The 25109-nt window shown below is 67.2% G+C and carries 21 protein-coding genes; 13 read left to right on the forward strand and 8 right to left on the reverse strand.

All coding sequences use genetic code 11. From position 1 onward, the window contains the following. Positions 1-277: 277 nt before the first annotated feature. The 3 genes from ACO2SS_RS12445 to ACO2SS_RS12455 are packed head-to-tail and all read left to right on the forward strand — an operon-like array spanning position 278 to position 3220. Positions 278-1243, forward strand: a complete 966-nt coding sequence (locus ACO2SS_RS12445; RefSeq protein ID WP_423277973.1) for a Bug family tripartite tricarboxylate transporter substrate binding protein — start codon at positions 278-280, stop codon at positions 1241-1243. Between the two features lie 24 nt (positions 1244-1267). Further along, the gene (locus ACO2SS_RS12450) at positions 1268-1717 is read left to right on the forward strand and encodes a tripartite tricarboxylate transporter TctB family protein (protein ID WP_423277975.1); all 450 of its coding nucleotides are present in this window, start codon (positions 1268-1270) and stop codon (positions 1715-1717) included. A 6-nt stretch (positions 1718-1723) separates the two neighbouring features. Then, the gene (locus tag ACO2SS_RS12455) at positions 1724-3220 is read left to right on the forward strand and encodes a tripartite tricarboxylate transporter permease (RefSeq protein ID WP_423277977.1); all 1497 of its coding nucleotides are present in this window, start codon (positions 1724-1726) and stop codon (positions 3218-3220) included. 719 nt (positions 3221-3939) lie between these two features. On the opposite strand, the gene ACO2SS_RS12460 is transcribed toward ACO2SS_RS12455, so the two are convergent. The 5 genes from ACO2SS_RS12460 to ACO2SS_RS12480 are packed head-to-tail and all read right to left on the reverse strand — an operon-like array spanning position 3940 to position 8843. Then, positions 3940-4428 carry a (2Fe-2S)-binding protein gene (locus tag ACO2SS_RS12460; protein ID WP_423277979.1) on the reverse strand — a complete coding sequence of 163 codons (489 nt, stop codon included), beginning with the start codon at positions 4426-4428 and terminating at the stop codon, positions 3940-3942. 5 nt (positions 4429-4433) lie between these two features. Beyond that, entirely contained in the window at positions 4434-6707 is a 2274-nt protein-coding gene (locus ACO2SS_RS12465) for a xanthine dehydrogenase family protein molybdopterin-binding subunit (protein WP_423277981.1), read from the reverse strand. After that, complete coding sequence (locus ACO2SS_RS12470) at positions 6704-7573, reverse strand: FAD binding domain-containing protein (RefSeq protein WP_423277983.1); 870 nt, start codon at positions 7571-7573, stop codon at positions 6704-6706. The genes ACO2SS_RS12465 and ACO2SS_RS12470 overlap by 4 nt, the downstream gene beginning before the upstream one ends. Continuing rightward, positions 7570-8037, reverse strand: coding sequence for a CoxG family protein (locus tag ACO2SS_RS12475; RefSeq protein WP_423277985.1), 468 nt, complete (start codon positions 8035-8037; stop codon positions 7570-7572). The genes ACO2SS_RS12470 and ACO2SS_RS12475 overlap by 4 nt, the downstream gene beginning before the upstream one ends. Beyond that, on the reverse strand, positions 8034-8843 hold the full coding sequence (locus ACO2SS_RS12480; protein ID WP_423277987.1) for an alpha/beta fold hydrolase: 810 nt from the start codon (positions 8841-8843) through the stop codon (positions 8034-8036). Before ACO2SS_RS12480 ends, ACO2SS_RS12475 begins: the two co-directional genes overlap by 4 nt. A 188-nt stretch (positions 8844-9031) precedes the next feature. Here ACO2SS_RS12480 and gcvA point away from each other — a divergent pair, with 188 nt between their 5' ends. Both gcvA and ACO2SS_RS12490 read left to right on the forward strand, forming a co-directional pair. Continuing rightward, positions 9032-9982, forward strand: a complete 951-nt coding sequence (gene gcvA / locus ACO2SS_RS12485) for a transcriptional regulator GcvA (RefSeq protein WP_423277989.1) — start codon at positions 9032-9034, stop codon at positions 9980-9982. Further along, complete coding sequence (locus ACO2SS_RS12490) at positions 9979-10347, forward strand: RidA family protein (RefSeq protein WP_423277991.1); 369 nt, start codon at positions 9979-9981, stop codon at positions 10345-10347. Before gcvA ends, ACO2SS_RS12490 begins: the two co-directional genes overlap by 4 nt. 55 nt (positions 10348-10402) lie before the next feature. On the opposite strand, the gene ACO2SS_RS12495 is transcribed toward ACO2SS_RS12490, so the two are convergent. Continuing rightward, positions 10403-11371, reverse strand: a complete 969-nt coding sequence (locus tag ACO2SS_RS12495) for a Bug family tripartite tricarboxylate transporter substrate binding protein (RefSeq protein WP_423277992.1) — start codon at positions 11369-11371, stop codon at positions 10403-10405. A 569-nt stretch (positions 11372-11940) separates the two neighbouring features. Here ACO2SS_RS12495 and ACO2SS_RS12500 point away from each other — a divergent pair. Genes ACO2SS_RS12500 through ACO2SS_RS12525 form a run of 6 tightly spaced genes read left to right on the forward strand, consistent with a single transcriptional unit; the run spans position 11941 to position 17216 of the window. Further along, a complete protein-coding gene (locus tag ACO2SS_RS12500; RefSeq protein WP_423278091.1) occupies positions 11941-12648 on the forward strand; it encodes an ABC transporter ATP-binding protein in 708 nt (235 codons plus the stop codon). Between the two features lie 35 nt (positions 12649-12683). Further along, a complete protein-coding gene (locus tag ACO2SS_RS12505) occupies positions 12684-13841 on the forward strand; it encodes an ABC transporter substrate-binding protein (RefSeq protein ID WP_423277993.1) in 1158 nt (385 codons plus the stop codon). 36 nt (positions 13842-13877) lie between these two features. Beyond that, positions 13878-14747 (forward strand): branched-chain amino acid ABC transporter permease, encoded by an 870-nt coding sequence (locus ACO2SS_RS12510; RefSeq protein ID WP_423277994.1) that lies wholly within the window; start codon positions 13878-13880, stop codon positions 14745-14747. Beyond that, positions 14744-15754, forward strand: a complete 1011-nt coding sequence (locus ACO2SS_RS12515) for a branched-chain amino acid ABC transporter permease (RefSeq protein ID WP_423277995.1) — start codon at positions 14744-14746, stop codon at positions 15752-15754. The genes ACO2SS_RS12510 and ACO2SS_RS12515 overlap by 4 nt, the downstream gene beginning before the upstream one ends. After that, a complete protein-coding gene (locus ACO2SS_RS12520) occupies positions 15751-16560 on the forward strand; it encodes an ABC transporter ATP-binding protein (protein WP_423277996.1) in 810 nt (269 codons plus the stop codon). Before ACO2SS_RS12515 ends, ACO2SS_RS12520 begins: the two co-directional genes overlap by 4 nt. Before the next feature lie 14 nt (positions 16561-16574). After that, positions 16575-17216: a cysteine hydrolase family protein gene (locus ACO2SS_RS12525; RefSeq protein ID WP_423277997.1), complete on the forward strand. Its 642-nt coding sequence runs from the start codon at positions 16575-16577 to the stop codon at positions 17214-17216. 13 nt (positions 17217-17229) lie between these two features. On the opposite strand, the gene ACO2SS_RS12530 is transcribed toward ACO2SS_RS12525, so the two are convergent. Next, positions 17230-18804 carry a hydantoinase B/oxoprolinase family protein gene (locus ACO2SS_RS12530; protein WP_423277998.1) on the reverse strand — a complete coding sequence of 525 codons (1575 nt, stop codon included), beginning with the start codon at positions 18802-18804 and terminating at the stop codon, positions 17230-17232. After that, the gene (locus tag ACO2SS_RS12535) at positions 18801-20819 is read right to left on the reverse strand and encodes a hydantoinase/oxoprolinase family protein (protein WP_423277999.1); all 2019 of its coding nucleotides are present in this window, start codon (positions 20817-20819) and stop codon (positions 18801-18803) included. Before ACO2SS_RS12535 ends, ACO2SS_RS12530 begins: the two co-directional genes overlap by 4 nt. A gap of 511 nt (positions 20820-21330) precedes the next feature. Here ACO2SS_RS12535 and ACO2SS_RS12540 point away from each other — a divergent pair. Both ACO2SS_RS12540 and ACO2SS_RS12545 read left to right on the forward strand, forming a co-directional pair. Next, entirely contained in the window at positions 21331-23784 is a 2454-nt protein-coding gene (locus tag ACO2SS_RS12540) for a GcvT family protein (RefSeq protein ID WP_423278000.1), read from the forward strand. Between the two features lie 274 nt (positions 23785-24058). Continuing rightward, entirely contained in the window at positions 24059-24655 is a 597-nt protein-coding gene (locus ACO2SS_RS12545) for a helix-turn-helix domain-containing protein (protein ID WP_423278001.1), read from the forward strand. Positions 24656-25109 lie beyond the last annotated feature (454 nt).

The following is a 25109-nucleotide window of genomic DNA, read 5'->3' on the forward strand; positions in this document are numbered from 1 at the left end:
CCAACGCGGCGACTATCGTGATCGCCGAGAAGGCTTCCGACATACTCGCGGAGCGGCGCAGATCGATCCAGTAGGCCGCTCGGCGGAGCCCTGATCTCCCGTTCCCCCGGGGAATTAGCGTCCTTGATGACCGGATGAGTGGATTTTGCTTGTCTGGTTCCCTGTCCCCACTAGTTTGCCCCCGAAGCTCTCAATCTGGGCGCTGCCCAGAGCGAAGCGGTTCGCCCGGTCCTCACGCCTGGGCGGGTGCGCAAAAAACCTAATGAGGGGACACCCGATGAGAAGCCTGGCCGCGCTTGCCTGCGCCGCGCTGATGACACTGACCCTGCCGGCCGCAGCGCAGGATTATCCGACCAAGCCGATACGCGTTCTGGTTCCATTCGCGCCCGGCGGGGTCGTCGACGTGACGGCACGGCTCCTCACGCAGAAGATGACCGAGCGCCTGGGCTGGTCGTTCGTTGTCGAGAATCGCCCCGGCGGAAACGGCTTCATCGCCGTCACGGCGGCCGCCAAGGCCGCGCCCGACGGCTACACGCTTCTCATGGCGCATACGGGGGAGTTCGCGGGCAACCCGGCCGTGTTCCCGGACGCACCCTACGAGCTCGAGCGCGACTTCAAGCCGATCACGATGGTCAGCGACACGCCCATGCTGCTCGTCGCCAGCAAGGACGCGCCATTCAACACCTTCGCCGAGGTCCTTGCCGCCGCGAAGGCGAAGCCGGGTACCGTCGCATTCTCGTCGCCCGGCAACGGGAGCATCAACCACCTGGCCGGGGAGTGGCTGGCGCTGCAGGGCAACGTCAAGCTCCTCCACATTCCCTACAAGGGTGGAGCGCCGGCGGCCGCCGCCGTCGCGTCGGGCGAGGTGCCGCTCGGCGTGGTCGCGGTTCCGGCCGTGCAGACCCACCTGCGCACCGGACGCATGAAGGTGATCGGTCTCACGACCGCTGCCCGCACCCCCTACGACAAGAGCTGGGTCACGGCTGCCGAGGGCGGAATCCCGGGCGTCGACAGCTCCAACTGGGTCGGTCTCTTCGCCCCGAAGGGCGTCCCGGACGCGATCGTGCAGAAGCTCTACGACGAGGTGAAGACGACGCTCGACACCCCCGAAGTGCGCGAGCGCTTCGCCCAGGCCGGCGCCGTCACGGGCGGCATGCCTCCTGCCGAGTTCCTGGCCCGCATCAAGACCGATGCGGCCCGCTACAAGGAAGTCGTCCAGAAGGCCGCGGTGAAGCCGGAATAGGCTCGAACCGGATCTCTTATCGCCGTGCCAGTTCTTTCTCGCGACGTCCTCGCCGGCCTCCTGTTTGCGGGGGCCGGCCTCGGATTCGTCCTTGTTTCCCGCAACTACACCTTTGGTGCCGGCACCCGCATGGGACCCGGCATGTTCCCGACCTTCGTCGGCTCGATCCTGGCGGTTCTCGGCATCGTCATCGCCGTGTTCGGCCTGCGGAAGGGTGCCGGTACCCCGGACCGCTTCCACCTGCGGCCGTTCTGCCTCGTGCTCATCGCCCTCGCCGTTTTCGCGCTCGGGGTTGAGCCGCTGGGGCTGTTCGCAAGCGTCATCCTCTCGGTCCTGGTCGCCGGAATGGCCGACAAGGAGCTCTCCTGGCTCGCGACCGCCACCACCGCCATCGTGCTCGCGATCGGATCCTGCGTCGTGTTCGTGACCCTGCTGGGCCTCCAGATGGAGATCTGGCCCTCGTTCTTCAGGTAAGGCCGGATGGAGCTTTTCTCGGATTTCGGTCTCGGGCTCGCAACGGCCCTGACCTGGCAGAACCTTCTCTACTGCTTCATCGGCGTATTCCTCGGAACACTGGTCGGCGTGCTGCCCGGGCTGGGGCCGGTGGCCACGATCGCGATGCTGCTGCCCGTGACGTTCACGCTCGGGCCGGCACCCGCCATGATCATGCTGGCCGGGATCTACTACGGCGCGCAGTACGGCGGCTCGACCACGGCGATCCTGGTGAACCTGCCGGGGGAATCGTCGTCCGTCGTCACAGCGCTCGACGGGTACCAGATGGCCCGCCAGGGCCGCGCCGGGCCGGCGCTCGGAATGGCGGCGATCGGGTCGTTCCTCGCTGGCTGCGTCGCCACGCTGATCCTCGCGCTCTTCGCCCCGCCGCTCGCCGAACTGGCCCTCAAGTTCGGCCCGGCGGAATACTTCTCCATGATGGCGCTGGGCCTCGTCGCGGCCGTCGTCCTTGCCAGCGGCTCGGTCCTGAAGGCCGTCGCGATGGTGCTGCTGGGCATCCTGCTCGGCCTCGTCGGAACGGACGTCAATTCCGGGCAGCAGCGCTTCACCTTCGGCGTCGCGGGCCTGTCGGACGGCATCAGCTTCGTCGCCCTCGCGATGGGCCTGTTCGGGCTCGCCGACGTGATCCTCAACCTCGAGCAGAGCGAGAAGCGCGGCGTCTTCGGCCGGATCGGCAGCCTTCTGCCGAGCATGGCGGACCTGCGCCTTTGCGCCGGTTCGATCACGCGCGGGACGGTACTCGGCTCGATCCTGGGCATCCTGCCGGGAGGCGGTGCGCTGCTCGCTTCCTTTGCGGCCTATACGCTCGAGAAGCGGGTGGCCAAGCCGCCGCGCAACTTCGGCCAGGGGGACATCCGGGGCGTCGCGGCGCCGGAATCGGCAAACAATGCGGGCGCACAGACCTCCTTCATCCCGCTGCTCACGCTCGGCATTCCGTCCAACCCCACGATGGCGCTGCTGATCGGCGCGCTGATGATCCAGGGGATCCAGCCCGGCCCGCAGGTGATGACGGAGCGGCCCGAACTGTTCTGGGGCCTGATCGCCAGCATGCTGATCGGCAACCTGATGCTGCTGGTGCTGAACCTGCCGCTGATCGGGCTGTGGGTGCGGCTCCTCACGATTCCCTACAAGTACCTGTTCAACGCCATCCTGATCTTCTGCGCGATCGGCACCTACTCGGTGAACAACACCGCCATGGACATCTGGCTGCTCATGGCCTTCACGGCGATCGGCTATGTGTTCATCAAGCTGCATTGCGAGCCCGCGCCGCTCATTCTCGGCTTCATCCTGGGGCCGATGATGGAGGAGAACCTGCGGCGCGCCCTGCGCATCTCGCTGGGTGATCCGAGCGTGCTCGTCACGCGGCCGCTCAGCGCGGCGTTCCTCGTGCTCTCCGTCCTGCTTCTGATCATGATGATCGCGCCGTCGGTCCGGGCGAAGCGCGAGGTCGCCCTTCAGGAATAGGGCAGGACGCGTAACAGCATCCGCACGTCCCCCCTCCCCTGATACCGGCGAAAGCCGGTGCCGTGAGGGGGCTGGATCCCGGCTTCCGCCGGGATGGGCGGGTGGCGAGCACGCGCCGTCCTTCCCCGGCCCGGGGTCTGGTGCATCGGCACTGTCAAAGAGCTGGCCCGAATTCCTCGAGGGGAGCGGGATGCCGGTTCTCCGGCCTAAATTTGTATAGCGCTTGGATTGGGGTGGGTGCTCAGGTCCCTCCCGGCGAACCCGGCCGTTGCCGCCTTCGGCAACATTCCGGATCCGCAAGCCGGGTTACTCCGACCTGCATCCCGCGACGGTCTTTTCGGCCCCATGGGCAAACGCCCGGTCAGCCGCCCGGACGCCCCGGCTACCGAACCGAGACCCCGGGACCCGTCCTCCCCTCCGCCAGACGTGACCGGTGCGCACGCGGCTCCCTCGCGAGAGGGGAGTGCGGAGGATATAGGAATAAATGCTAGGTTTGTCAACTCGGCATTCCGCTCACACCGGCGAAAGCCGGTGCCCAGGGACTAGACCCCGGCCTGCGCCGGGGTGAGCGGGGACGAGGCGGAAGCTCTGGATTGCTTCGCTGCGCTTCAAACCGGGCGATCGATCCGGCTGACCCCCCGCCCTCACCCGGTCGGCTGCCGCCGACTCGACCTCTCCCACGAGGGAGAGGTGCTGCGGAGACGCGGCCCTTCGAACCCTCAGGCCGCCGCGGCGGTCGTCATCCGGGCGGCCGCGCTTTTCACGGCCCGGACGATTTCCGGGTAGGCGGCGCACCGGCAGAGATTTCCTGCCAGGTAGTCCTTGATCTCGTCGTCGCTCGGATTGGGGTTCTGGTCGAGCAGCTGGTGCGTCATCATCACGAAACCGGGCGTGCAGAAGCCGCACTGGAACGCCCCCGCCTCGATGAAGGCCTGCTGGACCACGCTCAGGGTGCCGCTCTCGTCGAGGCTCTCGACGGTCGTCACGGATTTTCCGTCGACGAGTTGAGCAAGGGTGAGGCAGCCGGACACGGCGACGCCGTCGACGAGCACCGTGCAGCAGCCGCACAATCCCTGCCCGCAGCTCTCGCGCGCACCGAACAGATCGAAGCTGCGCAGCAGGTCCACGAGATCGAGATGGCTCTCGACGCGGGCCGAGACCGGCCGGCCGTTGAGCGTGAACCGGATCAGGCGGGACGTGTCGTCCATCTCAATCATCCCTGCTGGGCGCGGATCGCGCGGAAGACGGCTTCCGGCGTGAGCGGCATCTCGGTCAGGCGCACGCCGACCGCATCGTGGATCGCGCTGGCGATCGCGGGCGAGACCCCGAAGGTCGCGCTTTCCCCGACGCCCTTGGCGCCGTAGGGGCCGGAGACCTGCTCCGCCTCGACGATGTCGTTCTCCATGCGGAGCGGCACGTCGTGGATGCCCGGAATCTTGTAATCGGCGAAGGACGCGTTCGTGACCTGGCCGTTGTCGTATTCCATGTTCTCGAAGAGCGTGAAGCCGAGCTGCATCAGGGCCGCTCCCGAGAGCTGCGTCTCCACGACCCTGGGATTCAGCGGGCGGCCGCAATCAACCGCGTTGATCATGCGGAGAATCCGGATGTGGCCGGTCTCGCTGTCGACCTCGATCTCCACGCCGGTGCCGCCGATCATCCAGAACGGCGTGACGTTCTCCGACAAGCCGGTCGCCGGATCGGGCGACTTGTATTCGGGGATGTAGGTGCCCACGCCGACGATATTGCCGGCCTGCATGCCGTACTTCTTCTTGAACAGATCCTTCGGGCCGTAATTCGTGCCCGGCGGCAGACCGAGACTTTCCGAGAGGGCGGAGAGCTGGTCCCGCGCGTGCTGCGCGGCGAGCTTCACCGCGTGACCCATGTGAAACGTGGACCGCGAGCCGAGGGTCGCCATGTCGTAGGGCGTGACGTCGGTATCCGGGTGGATGACCTTGACGTTCTCCGTATCGATCCCGAGCGTTTCCGCCACGATCTGCGCCATGGCCGTGTCCGAGCCCTGGCCCATGTCGACGGTCGATAGGTACAGGCTGCACGAACCGTCGCCATAGACGTTGACGATGGCGACCGATGTCGTCGGCGAGATGGAGGCCTTGAAGCCGATCGCGATCCCGCGTCCGCGCTTCACCGGCCCGGTGCCGCGGTCGAACGGCTTCGACCACTCCATCTTGGCCGCGATGTCTTCCAGCACGGCCTCGATCGCCGCGTCCTTCATGGCGGTCCCGGTCGCCTGCTCGCGCCCTTCCCGCAGGATGTTGTTGCGGCGGAACTCGACGGGATCGATCCCGAGCTCCCGTGCGATCAGGTCCGTGTGGCCCTCGTAGGCCCAGACGAGCTGCGGGATGCCGAAGCCGCGCAGCGCGCCCGCGGGCGGACGGTTGGTATAGAGCGCGTAGGAATCGATCGAGACGTTCTCGATGTCGTACGGGCCCGGCGCCGTGAAGCCGGATTTCTGCGTCACGCGCGGCCCGATATCCGCGTAGGCCCCGCCGTTCCAGAACACCTCGCAGCGCCGGCCGGTGACCTTGCCGTCCTTGACCGAGCTCTTGATGCGGAACGTGCTGGCGTGTTTCGAGATCGTGTAGAACTGCTCCTCCATGGTGAGGGACAGCTTCACGGGCCGGCGCACCATGAGGGCCAGGCAGGCAACGAGTGCCTCCAGCTTGATGTAGAGCTTCGCGCCGAAGCCACCCCCGAGATGGGGCACCACGACCCGCACGCGGTTCTCCGGCCAGCCGAGCAGCCGCGCGATCTCGATCCGGACGAAGGACGGGCTCTGCGAGGCCGTGTGGATGGTCAGCGACTCATGGCCGGGGATCGCGAGCGACACCATCGGCTCGAGCGGCGTGTGCATCGTCTGCTGCGTGCGGAACTCGTGCTCGAACACGCGGTCCGCCTCGGCGAAGGCCGCATCCACGTCGCCGCGACGAAGCTGGTAGTCGAGCGCGACGTTGGTGTCGCGGCGGCCGACGAGGTGCTTCAGGTCCGGGAAGGTTCCGGCGGGCCGCAGCACGTCGTGCACGACGGCCTTGGAGGTGACCGCCTCGACCTCGTCGAAGACGGGCTCCAGTTCCTCGTACTCCGCAGTGATCAGCTGGACGGCCTCGGCGGCGATGTAGGGATCCTCTGCAAGGACGACCGCGACCGGCTCGCCGACGTAGCGGACCTTCTCCAGCGCCAGCACGGGCTGATCGTGGAAGGCGGGCCCGTAATAGGGTTCGGAAACGAGCGTCTTCACGTCCTCGCCGGTGATGACGCGGAACACGCCATCCACGGCCTCGGCCGCCGAGGTGTCGATCGACAGGATCCGCCCATGCGGCACCGTCGAGCGGAACACTTTCACGTGCAGCATGCCCGGGACGGTGAGGTTGTGGACGTATTCGGCCCGCCCGGTGACTTTCTGGCGTGCCTCGAGGCGCGGCACGGAGCGGCCCACCTGGCCGCCCGGCATTGGTCTCATGACGTTCATTGGACTGCCCCGTTCCGGACGGCCTGCGCGAGCGCCCGCCTGACATGGACGCGCAAGAGCTCGGTCTTGTATTCGGCCGAGCCGCGCGCATCGTCGATCGTCTCGGCCTCCTCGGCCGCGGCATCTGCCGCCTGCGCGAAAGCGCGCTCCCCGGCCTCCGCGCCCTGCAATGCGCTCTCGGCCGTGGCGAGCCGCGTCAGCTTCTCGGTCGCGGCCGAAACCATCACCCGCGACTGGGCGATGACGCCGCCTTCGACCTTCAGCGAGACCGCGACGCCGAGCGCCGGCCAGTCGTCGGCCGAGCGTGTCGTGCATTTGAGGTAGGCCGATGCCCAACCGCGCTGCGACGGCAGCGCGACCTGGGTGATCAGCTCGCCCTGGGTCAGGACGGTCTCGTAGTAGCCGGAAAACAGGCTCTCGATCGCGACCCGCCGCACGCCGGCCGGTCCGGTGATCACCACCTCGCCGCCGAGCGCGGAGAGAACCGGCGGCAGGTCCATGTGGGGATCGCCATGGGCAAGATTGCCTCCCACGCGCGCCACGTTGCGGACCCGGACATTCGCCAGGCGCTTCATGGCCCGCGGGATCACAGGCGCGATCCTGATGACCTCCGCGGAATGCTCGACCTTCGACAGCGTCGCGAGCGCACCGATCGCAAGGCCGCCATCGGCCGTGGCCGCGATCTCCGCATGCTCTGCCTCGACGCCCGCGAGCGTGACGAGGCGGGTCGGTTGGAACACCCCGGTCTTCATCATCAGCATGAGGGCCGTGCCGCCGGAGAACGGCCGCACGGTCGGATCATCCGTATCAAGAAGTTTGATGGCCTCGCCGAGCGAGGTCGGATGCACGAGTTCGAAGCCTCTCATGCCCTCGCCTCCGAGCCGGCGTTTTCGAACGCCGCGTTGATGTTCCGCACGAACGAGCGCTCCATCTCCTTCGCCTTCGACTTGAGCACGGGCTGGCCGATGCTGCCGAGCTTGCCCGCCAAGGCCACGTCCATGTCGTAGGCGACGACGGTCCTGTCGGCGCCGTCCTCCCGCAGGGTGGCGGACGCCATGGAGGTCAGGCGCCCGACGACCCCGAGCGGCGTGCCTTCCGCCTTGGCGACGATCTTCTCCGGCGCGACCTTCTCGACGAACTCGACCGCGACCGCGAACTTGAACTTGATGTAGGCGATGCGGGTCTCGAGCGTGGCCGTGTAGCGCGTCTCGTCGACCTGGGTCAGCTCGCCGACCCCCTCGAGGCAGGACGCGAAGAACGGCGCGTCGTTGAGGCGCTCGTAGACGACGTCGCGCGGCGCCGCGACGGTGAATTCACCGGTGAACTTCATCGGGCAGCCTCGATGAGCTGGCTCAGCTCCGCGGCGATCACGTCCGGCACTTCGAGCGGCGTGAGGTGGCGTCCGCCGGGGATGATCTTCAGTGTCGAGCCGCCGATCGCGGCATGCAGCGCCTCCGCCATGGCGGGCGGCGTCGCGTAATCCTCTTCTCCGACGGCGATCCGGGTCGGGACCTTGATGCCGCCGAGCACGGAGCGGAGATCGGCCGCACCGAGCATGCGGCAGCTTTCCGCGTAGGCCGCGACGTCGTTGTTCAGGAAGACGTCGACGCTCTCCTTCACGACCTCCGGATTGGCGGCCCGGAAGGCGTCGCCGAACCAGCGGGTCTGCTGGAACCCGACGAGCGCCTTCAGGCCCTCCTGGACGCCCTTGTCGGCGCGCTCCGCCCATTGCTGCGGCGCCTCCGGGCCGTACCAGGCGGTCGTGTCGAAGAGGCCGAGGCCCTGCACCTTCTCGGCATGCCTCCCGGCGAAGGCCAGGGTGACGCAGCCGCCCATGGACGCCCCGCCCACGATGGCCTTCGTCCAGCCGAGATCCGCGAAGATCGCCGCTAGATCGTCGGCGAAGAGCTCGACCGTGTAGGGACCGGCCGGTTTGTCGGATGCACCATGCCCCCGGCAATCCCACGCCAGCACGGTCGCCACCTCGGCGAGCCGTGCCGCGACCGGGCTCCAGAACGAGCCGTCCATGGCGAGCGAATGGGTGAGCGCGACCCGCGCGGGCCCCGATCCGATCAGGCGATAGTGGAGGCGCGTGCCATCACTGGCAGCGGCTTGTCCGGTTCGCGATGAGTGCACGAGTCCTCCCTGCCGAATGCCCGCCCGGCCCGGAACGCGGCCGGACGCGGCGGTTCGCATAGGCGCCGCAGCGCGGCGGTGTTCAGTTTGGAAGCGTTCTCGTCACCGGAGGCTCGCAGTTCAAACGAAAGCTTTTCAGATAGGGATTAGTTTTTGTAATTGAGTCGGCGCGCTGGCGGAGAGAGCAGGTGAGACGCTTACCTTCCATGTCGGGACTGCGCGCCTTCGAGGCGACGGCACGCCATCTGAGCTTCACCCGGGCAGCGACCGAGCTGAACCTGACGCAAGGCGCCGTGAGCCATCAGATCAAGAATCTGGAGGACCTGCTCGGCCTCAAGCTGTTCATCCGCGACGGGAACACGATCCGGCTCACAGAGGCCGGGTTCGAGTATCTGGCCTCCGCCCGCGCGGCCCTGACCGAGGTGCTGGTCGCGACGGACCGGGCGATCGATCGCCAGCGGGGGGACGTGCTCACGATCGCATGCCTCGGCACGTTCTCGATCAAGTGCCTCCTGCCGAATCTCGGCGATTTCACGAAGCGCCACCCGAGCATCGGGCTCCGGATACGCACCCTTGTCCCGTCCACCCACATGGCCCCGCAGGACTACGACGTCTCGATACAATACGGGTCCAGCGAGGATTGGCCGGACATGGTCGCCCGGAAGATCATGCGCGAGGAGCTGTTCCCGGTCTGCTCCCCTGCGCTCCTGCAGGCCGACGGCGGCCTGCGGGTGCCGCGCGACCTGACCCACCATACGATCATCCGGACGGCTTCGCCGTTCATCCTGCGGGACGACTGGCCGCTCTGGCTGGAACGGGCGGGCACGCCCGGGATCACGTTTGCCGGCGAGATCAGCTGCGACCTCCTCTATCCCTCCTACCAGGCCGCCATGGAGGGCCTCGGCGTCGCGATGGGCCGCAGCGCCGTCGTCGCCGCGGACATCAGGGCCGGGCGGCTGGTCGAGCCCTTCTCCGTCCGGCTCCCGTCCTCGCTCGGCTATCACCTGGTCGCGGGAACCGAGCGCGCGAAGCTTGCGAAGGTGCAGCTCTTCTGCGACTGGGCGCTGGAGCGCCTCGGCGCGGCCGCCCCCCTGGCGGCGCCTTCCAGCCGACAGAATCCCCGGACAGACGCAGCATGAACTTCATCACGACGGCCGATGCACCTCCCGCCGGCGGACATTACAGCCAGGCGGTCGCGGCGAACGGCTTCCTGTTCGTGGCGGGCCAGCTGCCGATCCGGCTCGAGGGCGGCATCCCGGACGGGATCGAGGCCCAGACCCGGCAGGCGCTCGCCAATGCCGAGGCCATCCTGAAAGCCGCCGGCTCGGGCCTCGACAAGGTCGTCAGCGCCACGGTCTACGTCAGCAACATCGAGCTCTGGCCCGACGTGAACCGGGTCTATGCCGAGATCTTCGGCACGCATCGCCCTGCCCGCACCGTCGCGGTCTCGCCGCAACTGCACTACGGCGCCCTTGTCGAGGTGCAGGTGATCGCGCTGGCGTAGCGGCTCCGCGGCGCGCCGCCCGGAGGGCCCGGGCGGCGGGACCGCGGCGCTCGCCCTATTGGGGCTCGATGCCGGCGTCCTTGATCGCCGTCGTCCACTTCACGAGTTCGTCGGCGACATAGGCCTTGAACTCCGTCGGAGGCAGGTAGAACGCCTCGATCCCGTTTGCCTCGAGCTTCGCGCGATTTTCCGGATTGGCGACGAAGTTCTTGACCTCTCTCGAGAGGGTTTGCACCACGTCCGGCGGCAGACCCGCCGGCCCGAACAGCCCCGCCCAGGCAATCAGGTCGAAATCCGGCGTGACCGTTTCGTGCAGCGTGACGATGTCCGGCACGATCGCGCTTCGGGACTTCGTGAGCACCGCCAGCGCCCGCACCTTCCCGTCCCGCACCTGCGGCAGGGCCGTCGTGAAATCAGCCACCATCGCGGAGACCCGGCCGGTGGCGACGTCCAGGACGGCGGGCGGATTGCTCCGATACGGCACCCGGACCATGTCGATCCCGGCGCGCCGCTTCAGCGTTTCCCCCGCGACCTGCCCGGTGCTGTTGCCGTGCGCGTACTCGACCTTGCCCGGGTTCGCCTTCGCGTAGGTGACCAGTTCCTGGATCGTCTTGAACGGCGCGTTCGGGTTCGCGATCACCATCGAGGGAAAGCTGCCGACCCGCGAGACTGCCGTGAAGTCCTTCAGCGGGTCGTAGGAGACGTTCTTGAAGAGCGCCTGCGCGGCGGAATGGGTCGTGTTCGTCGTCAGGATGAGCGTGTAGCCGTCGGGCTCCGCGCGGGCGACGAAGCTCGCGGCCAGCGTGCCTCCGGCGCCCGCCTTGTTCTCGACCACGAAGCGCTGGTTCAGGGCCGCATCGAGATGGGCCGCGAGCAGACGCGCCGCGGAGTCGGTCGCGCTGCCCGCGGTGAACGGCACCACGATCGTCACAGGCCGGCTTGGATAGGTCTGCCCCAACACCGGCCCTGCACAAGCGCAAGCCATCGCGCCCGCAAGCACGAGCGCAAGTTTGCCAACCTTCAAGACGTGATCTCCCCAGACCTTTACCGTTCAACCCTCACGGGGCTGGTGCAATCAATCGGAGCCGGGGAGATTTTTGAAACGGAAGTTTCGATGGCACCATGACGAAGGTTCATGAGTCCTTAGGAGGTTCGCGGGTCACCGGGCCTGCCCCAAGGCCGGTACCCGGTCGGCGCGCCATCGGCCATGCTCAGCCGTGATCGTGGCGCGCGCGTGTGCGGCTTGCCCCCCTCAATGAGCGTCCGAGTCGAAGCGGATTCCGAAGGGCGCTGCCAACTCGCCTCAAGATCCGGAACGACTGACCGGGCAACGGGCGAACCCTGACCGACGCGAAGGACGCTCCTTTCCAGGGAAGCTCACCCTCCCGCAGGACGTCGCCCCCCCCCCCCGACCTGACCGTTCGACGCCGCAACCTCGTCGAAGCCGCGGCCGGTTTGCCCATCGCCTCATCGGGAGACCAAGGAAGGGGCCGCCGCTGCCCCAACTTTGTCCGCCCGGACGCTCGGGGCCGCTTCACACATGGAAATTTCTGTGCTTTTTTTTCACTTATGGAAACCGTCTCGCCGGTGACGCTGTCTCTGAACGGTATCGAGGCCGGCTACGTGGCCGACGTTCCCGTTCTCTCGGGCGTCGGAATCGAGGTGCGCCAGGGCGAGGTCGTCACGCTTCTCGGCCGGAATGGCGCCGGCAAGTCGACCTTGATCCGGGTGATCTGCGGCCTCCTCAAGCCCTCGGCCGGGCAGGTCAGGCTGTACGGGGACAGGATCGACGCGCTCGAGCCCGCGGCGATCGTTCAGCGCGGGGTCGCGGTCGTGCCCGAAGGACGTCGCGTCTTCGGCACGCTGACTGTCGAGGAGAACCTCCGGATGGGGGGCTTCACCCACCGCAGCGGCCTCGTTCCGAAGCTCGACCTGGAGCCGATCTACGCCACGTTCCCGCGTCTCGTGGAGCGCAGAAAACAGCTCGCCGGGACCCTCTCGGGCGGCGAACAGCAGATGGTCGCCATGGGGCGCGCCCTCATGGCGAAGCCCAGGATCCTCCTCCTCGACGAACCGTCGATGGGCCTTGCCCCAATGCTGATCGACGCCGTCTTCGAGATGATCAGCGACCTGGCCCGGCAGGGACTGACGATCCTGCTGGTCGAGCAGAATGCCAGCGAGGCGCTCGATGTCGCCGACCGCGCCTACGTCCTGGAACGTGGTCGGATCAGACGTGAGGGGGAGGCTGGCCATCTCCTCTCAGATCCCGAGATCCGCTCCAGCTATCTCGGCGTCGGCTGAGGCTGCCGCTTCAAACTTTCAGAGAGGGGAACGCCATGTTTCGAGGAACGAAGGCACGACGCGCGGTCTTTGCATTGCCCCTCTCTCTGGCGGCCGCGGCGACGTTCGCCACTGCGCCGGTCGCAGCGAAGGAAATAAAGATCGGGTTCTTCTGCCCGCTCTCCGGAGCCGTCGCAGTCTACGGCAACGATTCGCTGGAAGCCGCGAAGGTCGCCCTCGACGAGATCGCCAAGTCGAAGATGTTGGGGCCCCACACGATCAAGCTCGTGACCGCCGATACCGGCGGCAATCCCGGCCAATCCGCACAGGCCGTGCAGCGGATGATCGACGCGGACGAGGTGTCGGCGATCTTCGGCGGCTGCACTAGCCCCGAGACGGCGGCCGCCCTCGAAATCACCGAGGCCGCGAAGGTCCCTCTCCTGTCTCACCTCGCCCAGGACACTTCGCTGACCCAGAAGGGCAACAAGTACTTCGCCCGCATCGCCCAGACGGCCAAGACCTTCTCCTCGAGCGCGGCCCAGTGGGTGCTGGAGAGCCGCAAGGCGAAGTCAGTCTATATTCTCGCCCGGAACGACAATTACGGCCAGTCGCTGGCCGACGCTTTCGAAGCCAAGTCGAAGGAGCTCGGTGTCACCGTCGCGGGCCGCGTCGCCTACGAGCCGAACGGCCGCGAGTTCAAGCCGATCCTGGCGAAGATGGCGGAGGCGAAGCCCGACTTCGTCTCCATCCTCGGCTTCTACACCGATACCGGCCTGATCATGAAGCAGATGGGCGAGCTCCAGATCGCGATCCCGACCTTCGCGAACACCTCGCCGGCCATCAAGCAGTTCCGCGAAATCGCAGGCCCGGCGGCGAACGGCGCCTACGGCGCGCTCTACTACTTCGCAGGCTCGATCGACACGGCTCGCGGCAAGGATTTCGTGGCGAACTGGGAAGCCAAGTACAAGCGGCAACCGACGCAGTACGAAGGCATGGGCTACGACGGCATCTACGTCCTCGCCGACGCAATCAAGCGCGCTTCCGAAGGCGGGAAGCTCACATCGGACGGGATCCGCGACGCCCTCCTCACGACCAAGGACTTTCCCGGCGCGACCGGCATGATCACCATCCAGCCGAACGGCGACGTCGTGCGGCCGATGCCCTTCGTGCAGCTGACGGGGGACGACCTGAAACTCGACTTCCTGGTGAAATGACGCGGGCGTGAGCGTGACCAAGCGGCGGGCGGCAGCGTGACTTTCGTCATCCAACTCATGAGCGGCCTCGCCGTCGGCTGTATCTACGGACTCGTGGCGATCGGCTTCAGTATGATCTTCCGGGCGATGGGCCTCGTGAACTTCGCCCAGGCCGACATCATGATGATCGGCGCCTTCATGGGCTACGCGATCCTCGTCGCGGCGCCCGGGATCCCGTTCTGGCTCGCGATCCTCGGTGCCATGATGGGCGCGGCGCTGCTCGGTCTCGTCATCGAGCGGGTCGCGATCCGGCCGAGCGTGGCCCGCCGGGCCGACCAGGTCTACCTCGTGCTCCTCACGCTCGGGGTCGGCATCGTCCTGTCGAACGGGGCGCGGCTGATCTGGGGCGCCGATCCCGTCGTGTACCCGACGGCGCTCACGCACCAGACGCTGGTCTTCGCCGGCTACCCGCTGCCTGCGGTCTACCTGTACATCGCGGTCGTCATGCCGGCGCTGCTGGTGGGCCTCCACCTCTTCTTCACGCGGACGTGGCTCGGTCTCGCCCTGCGGGCCGCCGCGGACGATCCCGATACCGCCGCCACGATGGGGGTGCGCCCCGCCCTCGCGACCTCGCTGTCCTTCGCGCTCGCGTCCGCGATCGGGGCGGCTGCGGGCGTCCTGTACGCTCCGATCTCCTACGTCTCGTTCGACATGGGCGTCGTCGGCGTCAAAGCCTTCGCGGCGGCCGTCGTCGGAACGCTCGGCAGCATCCCCGGCGCCGTGCTCGGCGGCTTCATCATAGGGCTCGGCGAGACCTTCGGTGCTCAGCTCATCGCGACGGAGTACCAGGACAGCATCGCCTTCGCGATCATGATCGCGATCCTGCTCCTCAAGCCCAAGGGCCTTCTCGCAGGATCGCACCGGTGAGCGCCGTTCCGGAGAACCCGGCCCTCGTGGCTCAATCCCCCGCCCTGCCGGGCCGGCACGGGCGGGTGCACCGCGACTGGATCGTGTTCACGGTCCTGATGGCGACCGCCTGGCTGCTTCCGATCTGGCTCGGCGGCTTCGCCCTTTATCTCGGCTGCATCGTCGCCTTCCACGCCATCGCGGCGCTCGGCCTGCAGGTCATGGTGGGGCTGGCGGGCCAGCTTTCGCTGGGCCACGCCGCCTTCCTGGGCATTGGCGCCTACACGACCGTGCTGCTCGAGAAGAATCTCGGTCTGTCCTTTCCGGCGGCGGGCGTGGGAGCAGTCCTCGCCTCGGCGCTCGCCGGTCTCCTCATGGCGCAGCTCGTCCGGCTGTCGGGGATCTACTTCAAGATCGCGACGTTCGGCTTCGGCATCATCGTGCACCAGATCATCTCGAACTGGGTCTCGCTGACGGGCGGGACGGCCGGCATCAAGGGCGTGCCGCCGATCGGGTTCCTGGGTTGGACGGCATCGAGTCGGCTCGATCTCTTCGTGACCGAGATGGTGGTGCTGACGGTGGTCTACGCGCTCCTGATCCGCCTCACGCACGGGCGCATCGGCCGGGCCTTCCGGGCGATCGGCCAGAACGAAGTCGCAGCCCGAAGCGTCGGCGTTCCGACCCACCGCTACCAGATCGTCGCAATCACGCTCGGCTGCGCGATCGCGGGGCTCGGGGGAGCCTTCGTCCCCCACGTCTTCCGGTTCGTCAGCCCGGAGACCTTCACCTGGCACGAATCGCTCCTGATCCTGATCATGATCACGGTCGGTGGGCTCGGCAGCCTTGCGGGCGCGGTGATCGGCGCCGCGCTTCTCGTGGTGCTGCCCGAGTACCTGCGCGACTTCGCGCAGTACAAGATGCTTGCGTACGGGGTCTTCCTGATCCTGGCGCTCGTCTTCATGCCGCGCGGGATCGCGGGTGCCGCCTCCAACCTGGCCGGGCGGTTCGGGCGCGGGCCGCGCGCATGATGGCTCCGATCCTATCCCTCCGCGGGGTGACCCGCCGGTTCGGCGGCCTCGTCGCCGTGCGCGAGCTCGATCTCGACGTGGCTCCCGGCACGATCCACGGATTGATCGGGCCGAACGGCGCAGGCAAGAGCACCGCCTTCGATCTCGTGTCGGGCGTCACGCCGGTGAGTGCCGGCACCATACGGTTCGACGGCCGGGACGTGACGAATCTCGCGGTCGACCGACGCGTCGCGGCCGGGATCTGCCGGACATTCCAGACACCGCGCCTATTCGAGGCCATGACAGTCCTCGAAACGGTCATGACCGGTCGGCACCGGCATGCGAGGAGCGGCTTCCTGGGCAGCGTGTTCTCCATCAGCGCGAAGGCGCGGGACGAGGCGGCGCAGACCGAGGTCGCGATGCGGCTGCTCCGACTGGTCGGACTGGAGGCCGATGCGGACAGGGCGGTGTCCGGCCTGTCCTACGGCGCTCGCCGGATGCTCGAGATCGCGCGTGCCCTCGCGACCGAGCCTCGGATCCTCCTGCTCGACGAAGTCGCGTCCGGTCTCAATCCGGTCGAGACGGAGTTCGTAGCGGGACTGGTGCGCCGGCTCGTCCGGGACGGTTTGACGATCGTGCTCGTCGAGCACGACATGCGCTTCATCATGGGGCTTTGCGAGCGGGTCACCGTCCTAAACTTCGGAGCGAAGATCGCGGACGGGACGCCCGCCGACGTCACGACGAACGAAGCAGTGATCGAGGCCTATCTCGGACGGCCTCGGGCCGATGCGACGCCGAGGCGCGAGGTGAGACGACGCGCCGTCTGAGGAGGAGCTGACCCATGGGGACCGTGCAGCCGTTTCAAACGACGCGGTGGGAGCTCGTGCCGGACCGCACGACGCTCCTCGTGATCGACCAGCAGAACGACTTCCTCCATCCCGAAGGCGGCTACGCGAGGTCCGGCGTCGACGTGAGCCACATGCAAGCCACGATCGGCCCGACCCGCGATCTCGTCGCGGCCGCCCGCACCCGCCGGATTCCCGTGATCTGGACCCGGCACGGCTTCCGGGATGCGCGGGACGCCGGCGTCTTCCTCACGCTTCGCCCCTTCTTGGCGAATGCGGGACTCCGGATCGGAACTTGGGGCTACGAGGTTCTCGACGGCCTCGGGGCGCAGCAGGATGATTGGTATGTCGAGAAGCAGCGGCTGAGCGCCTTCTTCAACACGAACCTCGAGTTGCTTCTGCGCTCGTTGAATACCGAGACGGTCCTGATCTGCGGCGTCCTGACGAACCAATGCGTCGCGGCGACGTCCAAGGACGCGAGCTTCCGCGACTTCAAGCCGGTCGTCGTGGCGGAGGCTGTCGGCACGACGATGCCGCATCTCCACGATCCCGCGCTCGAGATGATCCGCGTCGGCTGGGGAGAGGTGCGCTCGCTGGGCGACACCCTGGCCGACATCGCCGCGCTTCCGGCCGGATAGGGGCTACCGGCACTCAGGGCGTCCCGTAGCCTCCCCCTCCGCCAGTCCGCACCACCAACAGGTCTCCCGTCCTCAGGACGTCCGATCCCATCGACCGATAGGGAATGCGCTCGTTGCCGCGGAGAACCTCGCAGCTTGCCCGGCTGCCGTCTCCGCCGCCCTGGAGACCGGCCGCGGGCTTGTCGAAGCGGTCGGCGTAGATCGAGAACCGCACGCCGTCCTTGAGGATGCGGAAGGCCCGCATGGTCCCGTGGCCGCCGCGATGCCGACCTGTCCCGCCGGAGCCCGGGATGAGGCTGTAGTTCTCGACCCGGAAGTAGTCGTAGCCCATGTCGGTCATCTCGACCGGGACGTTGGTGCAGTTGGAGAGAGGCTGCGCCACCCCGTCCGCCCCGTCCGCGGAGGCTGATGCACCCCAACCGCCGCCATGGACCTCGATGAAGACCTGATAGCCTCGCTCCTCCAGGATGCTCAGCGAAGTGAGGTAGGTGCTGTCGTAGCCACAGGCGATCACACGATCCGGTATGGCCTGTCCGAGCGCCATCAGAACGCTGTCGAAGGCGCGGTAGATCGGCTCCATCCGGGCGGCAACCGGCGCGGGATGGCGCGGGTTGAGCAAGCTGCCCAGGGGCGCCTTGATGGTGATCGGCCGGAACGTTCCCTCGTTGTAGGGCACGTCGCTGCCCGTGACGATGTCCTTGATGGCCGTCAGGGTCGCCGAGACCGTCGAGGCGAAGGGCGAGTTGAGACCAGACTTGGCCTGTTTCGCCGTGCCGTCGTAATCGATCTCCATCGTGTCGCCGGCGACCGTGACGGCGACGCGGACTGTCAGCGGGTGGCCGGTGATGCCGTCGTCGTCGAGCGTGTCCTCCGCCCGATAGGTGCCGTCCGGGATGGCCGCGATCGCGGAGCGGACGCGGCGCTCCGAGTAGTCGAGCATCTCATCCATCACCCTCAGGACCTTGGCTGTCCCGTATTTCGCGCAGAGGTCCCGAACGCGGCCCACTCCGGTCTGGCAGGCCGCAAACTGTGAATTGATGTCGCCGATCGTCTGTTCGGGCACGCGGATGTTCGCCGCGATGAGTCTCTCGAGCGGGCCGCCGTTCCAGTCGCGCTCGACGTTGTAGCGCGCCGCCGGGATTGTGAGTCCCTCCTGGAAGACGTCGCTCGCCACGTTGCTGAGCGTCGTGGAGCCGCCGACGTCGAGTTGGTGCGCGACGGACGCGCTGAAGCCGAGAAGCTGCCCTTCCACGAAGATCGGCACGAAGACGAAGACGTCGTTCAGGTGGTGACCGCCCTCGTACGGATTGTTGGTGATGTAGAAGTCGCCCTCGGCCAGCTTCTCGATCGGGCAGGCTGCCGCGCAGTGGCGGAACGCGATGGAGAGGGAGCCGACCAGGATCGGGATCAACTCGTCGCTCTGGGCCACGGCCTCGCCGCGAGCGTTCAGGATGCCGGTCGAAGCGTCCTTTGCCTCCCGCACGATGGAGGAATAGGCCGCCCGGCAGAGCTTGGCCCCCATCTCTCTCGCGGCGGACAGGAAGGCTTGGCTGATGACCGCGTAGTCGACGGGGCTGATCGTGCTCATGCCTGTGCCCTCATGATCAGGTTCGCGTGCGCGTCGACCTCGCCGCTCCAGCCCTTCGGGATCCAGATCGTGGCCGTCGTGTCTTCGAGCACGGCCGGTCCGCGGACGACCTCACCCGGCCTGAGGCTCCCGCGCCGGAGAAGGCGCGCCGACAATCGTTCGCCGCGGTCGAAAACCTCGCAGTCCGCTTCGTCCGAAGGGTCTTCCAGGTCCCCAGCCATGCTCAGCCAGTCCAGTTGCGGAACGTGCAGACCGACGCGGTACGACACCACCTCCACCGCGTTCCGGCCTACACCGCCGCCATGGCTGTAGATCGCCTCGTGCTCCCGGGCGAACAGGTCGAGGAGGCGTTGGCGTGTCAGCCCGGCGACGTCAGTCGGTGACAGCGGCACGGTGATCTCGAAGGCCTGTCCCTTGAACCGCATATCGAGCGACGCTTCGAAAAGCCGGTCCCCGGGGAGGCCGAGGTCGTCGACACGCTTGGCGAGTTCCGCGCCGAGGTCGTCCAGCGTCGCCCGAACCTTCCCGGGCGCATGGTCGTCGACCGGAATCGGGCGCGTCAGGCTCTCGTAGAGGGAGTGGTCGGAGACGAGCAGCCCATAGGCGGAGATGACGCCGGCATTCGGCGGGATCAGGACGGTCGAGATATGGAGGGCCTCCGCGACGCCCGCGGCATGAAGCGGTCCCGCGCCCCCGAATGGCACGAGCGCGAAGTCGCGCGTGTCGCGGCCTCGCTCTGTCGAGACCTGCCGGATCGCCGCCACGACGTTTGCGATCGCGATCTGGACCGCACTGTCCGCGGCAACGGCCGGCTCCAGCCCGAAGCGCTCCGCGAGCGGCGCGAAGGCCCGCCGCGACGCCTCCACGTCGAGTTGCATGGAGCCGGCGAGCCGTGCTTCCGGCCGCAACCTCCCGCAGAGCACGTGCGCGTCGGTCAGCGTCGGCAACTCGCCGCCCCGACCATAGCAGGCCGGTCCGGGATGGGCGCCGGCGCTTTGGGGTCCGACCCGCATCATGCCCCCGTCATCGGCCCAAACGAGGCTTCCGCCGCCGGCGCCGACCGTCGCGATGTCGACCATTGGTGTCCGGATCGGCAGGCCGTCGATCTTCGCCTCGTGCGAAAGCTGCGGCTTACCGTCGACCACGAGGCACACATCCGCGCTTGTGCCGCCGATATCGAGCGTGACGAGGTTGTGCACACCGGACAGGCCCGCTTGCCGGACCGCGCCTGTGACGCCGGCGGCTGGCCCCGATAGAAGCGCCGTGACCGGGTTGCGCCGCATGGCTGTCGCGGGCATTCGCGCGCCGTTCGACTGCATGATGCTGAGATTGCCCGCGAAGCCGCGGGTCGCGAGCACGGCTTCCATGCGCGCCAGATAGGCGGCGATCACGGGTTGAACATAGGCCGCCATCGTGGTCGTCGTCGCGCGCTCGTATTCCCGGTACTCGCGCGAAATGTCGTAGGAGCAGGTGACCTCGAGCGTCGGGTCGATGCTGCAGACAAGTTCGGCCGTCCGCCGCTCGTGATCCGGATTGGCGAACGAGTTCAGGAGACAGATGGCGACCGAGCGATACTCTCCGGCGGCAAGGAACGCCGCCAGGGAGTCCCGGATCCGGTCCGTGTCCAGAGGACGCTCGATCGCCCCGTCGAACAGCGTTCGCTCGGGGATTTCCAGGGTGTCCTCGCGCGAGACCAGCGGCACCGGCTTCCGGTACTGGAGGTCGAAGATTCGGCGGCGTTCCAGACGTTGGATCAGGAGAACATCGCCAAAGCCTTCCGTGACGAGGAAGGCCAGTCGCGCTCCCTTCCGCTCCAGCACGGCGTTGGTTGCCACCGTGGAGCCATGGGCGAGTTCCTTCACGTCGCCGCAGGCAACCGCCGCGCGGTCGAGCGCCGCGAAGACGCCCTCGTCCGGTCGCGCCGGAACGCTCGGAACCTTCACGATCGTCAGGCCGCTCGGACCCGCGGCAACGAGGTCCGTGAACGTACCGCCGATCTCGACGCCTACCCGCATCAGCCCCACCTTTCGCTCACGCCGCGCAAGTTATGGACCATAATTTCTTCCGCGTGAACAAACCGCCGGCTTTTTCACATTTCTTTGCGCGGATCCGGGTGGGCAAGGATCGGCTGAGGGAACGCGATATGCCACGATCTTCCCTTTAAGGGCGGCCATCGCTTCGATCTCTTTCCGGGACAGTCGAGCGGATCAAGGTCACGCTCGCGACCGCTCTCGGCAGCAATGATGTCGGGATCAGTCCGACCGCCGGCAGCCGCCGGCGGGCATCGCCGGCGGAGAGAGCTTTTCGTCGACTCCAACCCCAACGCTCACGGCAGGCTTCAAGTCGGCCAGCATCGCGCGGGTCACCAGCTTCGGAGCTTCCGCACTGGGAGCGAGCACTCGAGCAAATCCAAAGGGCCCGCCCGCCTTCGCGGAGGAGATGAGTCGGGCCGGCTCCCCGGAGAATGCGCTTCACAGGCGTGAAAATCTGAGCAACAATTACATGAACAGCCGATGGGGATGCGTCATGACGAATGTGCCGAGTCGAGCCCAGGTCGTCATCGTGGGTGGCGGGATCGTGGGATGCAGTGTCGCTTACCACCTCACCCTGCGCGGCTGCACCGACGTGGTCGTCCTCGAACGCAAGAAGCTGACCAGCGGAACTACCTGGCATGCAGCCGGGCTCGTGGGGCAGCTTCGCGCCACCCACAACCTGACCCGGCTCGCCCAGTACACGACCGAACTCTACACGACGCTCGAGCAGGAGACCGGCCAGCCCACCGGCTTCCAGCAGATCGGCTCCCTGGCCGTCGCGACGAACGACGCCCGGATGGAGGAGCTGAAGCGCGGCGCCTCCATGGCCCGCTGCTTCGGCCTTGAGGTCGACGTGCTCAGCGCCGAGCGGGCCCGCGAACTCTGGCCGTTGCTCAACATCGAAGATCTCGTCGGAGCCGTGCACCTTCCCAAGGATGGCCAGACGAACCCGATCGACACCACCCAGGCGCTGGCCAAAGGCGCCCGCAGCCGCGGTGCGCGCATCCTGGAGGATATCAAGGTCGAGCAGATCGTGGTGGAGAACGGACGCGCGGTCGGCGTCCGCACCGCCGGGGGAGACATTCGCGCCGATGTCGTCGTGAACTGCGCCGGCATGTGGGCGCGCGAACTCGGCGCGCGAGCAGGAACGGCCGTTCCTCTCCATGCCGCCGAACACTTCTACATCGTGACCGAGCCGATGGCCGGACTCGGGCGCCACCTTCCGGTTTTGCGGGACGCAGACGGGTGCACGTACTTCAAGGAAGACGCCGGAAAGCTGCTCGTCGGCTGGTTCGAGCCGGTCGCCAAGCCGTGGGGGATGGACGGTATCCCGGACAGCTTCTCGTTCGACACGCTTCCGGACGACCTCGAGCACATCGAGCCACTTCTCAATGCCGCGATCCGTCGTGTTCCCGCGCTCGGCGATGCGGGCATCCAATTGTTCTTCAACGGCCCGGAGAGCTTCACGCCGGACGATCGCTACCTGCTCGGGGAAACGGCAGAGGTGCAGGGCCTCTTCGTGGCAGCCGGCTTCAACTCGATCGGGATCCAGTCGGCCGGAGGCGCCGGCAAGGTGCTGTCCGACTGGATCGTCGACGGACATCCCCCCATGGACCTGTGGGACGTCGACATTCGCCGGATGATGCCCTTCCAGCGCAACAAGACCTACCTGCGCGACCGAACGGTGGAGGGCCTCGGCCTCCTTTACGCGATGCACTGGCCCTTTCGTCAGCCCGAGACTGCCCGTGGCGTGCGCCGCTCCAGCTTGCATGATCGGCTGAAGGCCGCGGGCGCCTGTTTCGGCGAGGTGGCCGGCTGGGAGCGGCCGAACTGGTACGCTCCGAAGGGCGAGGCGGCCGAATACCGCTACAGCTACGGTCGGCAGAACTGGTTCGAGTACTCGGCGGCGGAGCATCGCACCGTGCGCGAAGCTGTCGGCCTGTTCGACCAGTCCTCCTTCGCCAAGTACGTCGTCGAGGGGCCGGACGCAGAAAAGGTGCTGAACCGCATCTGCGCGAACGACGTCGCCGTACCGGTCGGCAAAATCGTTTACACGCAGTGGCTGAACGAGCGCGGCGGCATCGAGGCGGACCTTACCGTCACACGCGAGGCGGACGACCGCTACCTCGTCGTGACCGCGGCGGCGACCCAGACGCGCGACCTCGCTTGGCTGAAGCGGAACATCCCCGCCGAGGCCCGCGTCGTCGCCTACGACGTGACATCCGCCCATGCGGTGCTCGGCGTCATGGGACCGCGTGCCCGAGACCTCCTTGGACCCCTCACGGATGCCGACCTGTCCAACGAGGCCTTCCCCTTCGCCACCTCGCAGATCATCGACCTAGGCTACGCCCGCATCCGCGCGAGCCGCATCACCTATGTGGGGGAACTCGGCTGGGAGCTCTACATCCCGACCGAGTTCGCCCAGGGGGTCTACGACCGCATCGCGTCGGCCGGCGAGGCGCATGGCCTCAAACTGGCCGGCTACCACGCGATGAACTCGCTCCGCATGGAGAAAGGCTACAGGCATTGGGGGCATGACATCACGGACGAGGACACGCCCCTCGAGGCTGGGCTCGGCTTCGCCGTCGCCATGAACAAGCCGGGAGAGTTCATCGGCCGCGAAGCTCTGCTTCGTCAAAAGGAACGCGGCCTGACCCGGCGCCTCGTCCAGTTCTCGCTCGATGATCCGGAGCCGCTACTCTACCATAACGAGCCGATCCTCCGGGACGGGACAATCGTGGGACGGGTGACCTCCGGCATGTTCGGTCATACGATCGGACGCTCGATCGGCCTCGGCTATGTCGAGAATCGCGGCGAGGTCGTCACGGCCGACTTCATCAACGGCGGCGGCTTCGAGATCGAGGTCGCCGGCTCTCGGTTCAAGGCGACTGCCTCGCTCAAGCCGTTCTACGATCCAGGGAATCTCCGGGTGAAGGACGTGCGATAGGCGGGGATAGGCCGCCTCCATCGCCTCAAGTCCTCGCCGGCTAAGCGGGCGGCGCACGGTCGTCTTCCGCTAGCCGCAAAGGCCGTCCTCGGCCGAGCGAAGACGCTGCCGGTCCGAACCCACCGGCCGGCCGTCTCTGGGGAGCGAGAGGGCACAACGACCCTGCGCGTCATGCGTGTGCGCATCCGCCGTCCGCGCTTGCCTTCTTCGCGGAGCGCGTGAGATGGATCATTCCGGACGGCCATGAGTTTTACATCCGACTGCCGAGGGTCGTGTGGACGAGTTGATTCTGCATGATGGCGAAGGGCTGGGAGCCGATGAGGAGTTCATCGGGTCACAGATCCGGGCCCTGCGGCGGATCAAGGGCCTGACCCTCCAGCAGGTCGCGGCGCAGGCGCGCATCTCGGTCGGATATCTGAGCCAGATCGAGCGCAACCGGTCGAAGCTGCCGATCGGCGTCCTCAAGCGGATCTCGAACGTGCTCGGCGTCCAGATGAGCTGGTTCTTCCAGCCGGAGACGATCGGCCCTCCCGAGGAGCGCGATCTGATCGTGCGGGCGGAACGGCGGCGGAAGATGAGCTTCACCGGCACCGGCATCAAGGAGGAGTTGCTGTCGCCCAATCTGGACGGCCCCCTGGAGCTCCTGCTGAGCATCATCGACCCCGGGGCGGACAGCGATTTCTACAGCCACGACAGCTTCGAGGCCGGCTTCGTGCTGGAGGGAGTTCTCGACCTTTGGATCGGCGACAAGTCGTTTCGTCTCGAAGCCGGCGACAGCTTCTCGTTCAACAGCAACGACCAGCATCGCTGCGCCAACCCTGGCACCGTCGCGACCAAGGTCGTCTGGGTGATTACCCCGCCCCATTACTGACGAAGGTCGCTTAGCCGGTTACGCGAGTTCGGAGCGAAGGCTTCTACGGCCTGAACCTGTGGATGTCGTCACTGCTCAACGCCTAGCTTCGAGAGGATCCCCGCAGCCGGTCTGATCGCAGGCCTTCCGTAGGCGCTGCATAGTCTCGCGGTGGTGGGTCACGCCCTTGTTGACGACCATGAGCAGGAGACGGCCCCGAGATCGGTGATGGGGGTGAAATCCCTGAGGGGATCGTTCGTCACGCTCCGTCAGTCCAGCTCGGCCATTCGCGCCCAGAGGAGCGCGGCCTAACCGAAGGGGGAGGCTGTCCGTCTTAGGTCGAGTGCGAAGCCGGTTGTGCCACGCTCCACAGCAACGTACTTCTAAGTAACCTCGCAAAAGACGAGTAGCGGCAGCGGTCAATGGGGAACGCCTTTGAGCTACGCCGGGGAGCCGGTATCGCTCGCGTGCGAGC

Origin of the sequence: Enterovirga sp. CN4-39 (assembly GCF_049446235.1) — a bacterium.
Taxonomy (GTDB): domain Bacteria; phylum Pseudomonadota; class Alphaproteobacteria; order Rhizobiales; family Beijerinckiaceae; genus Enterovirga.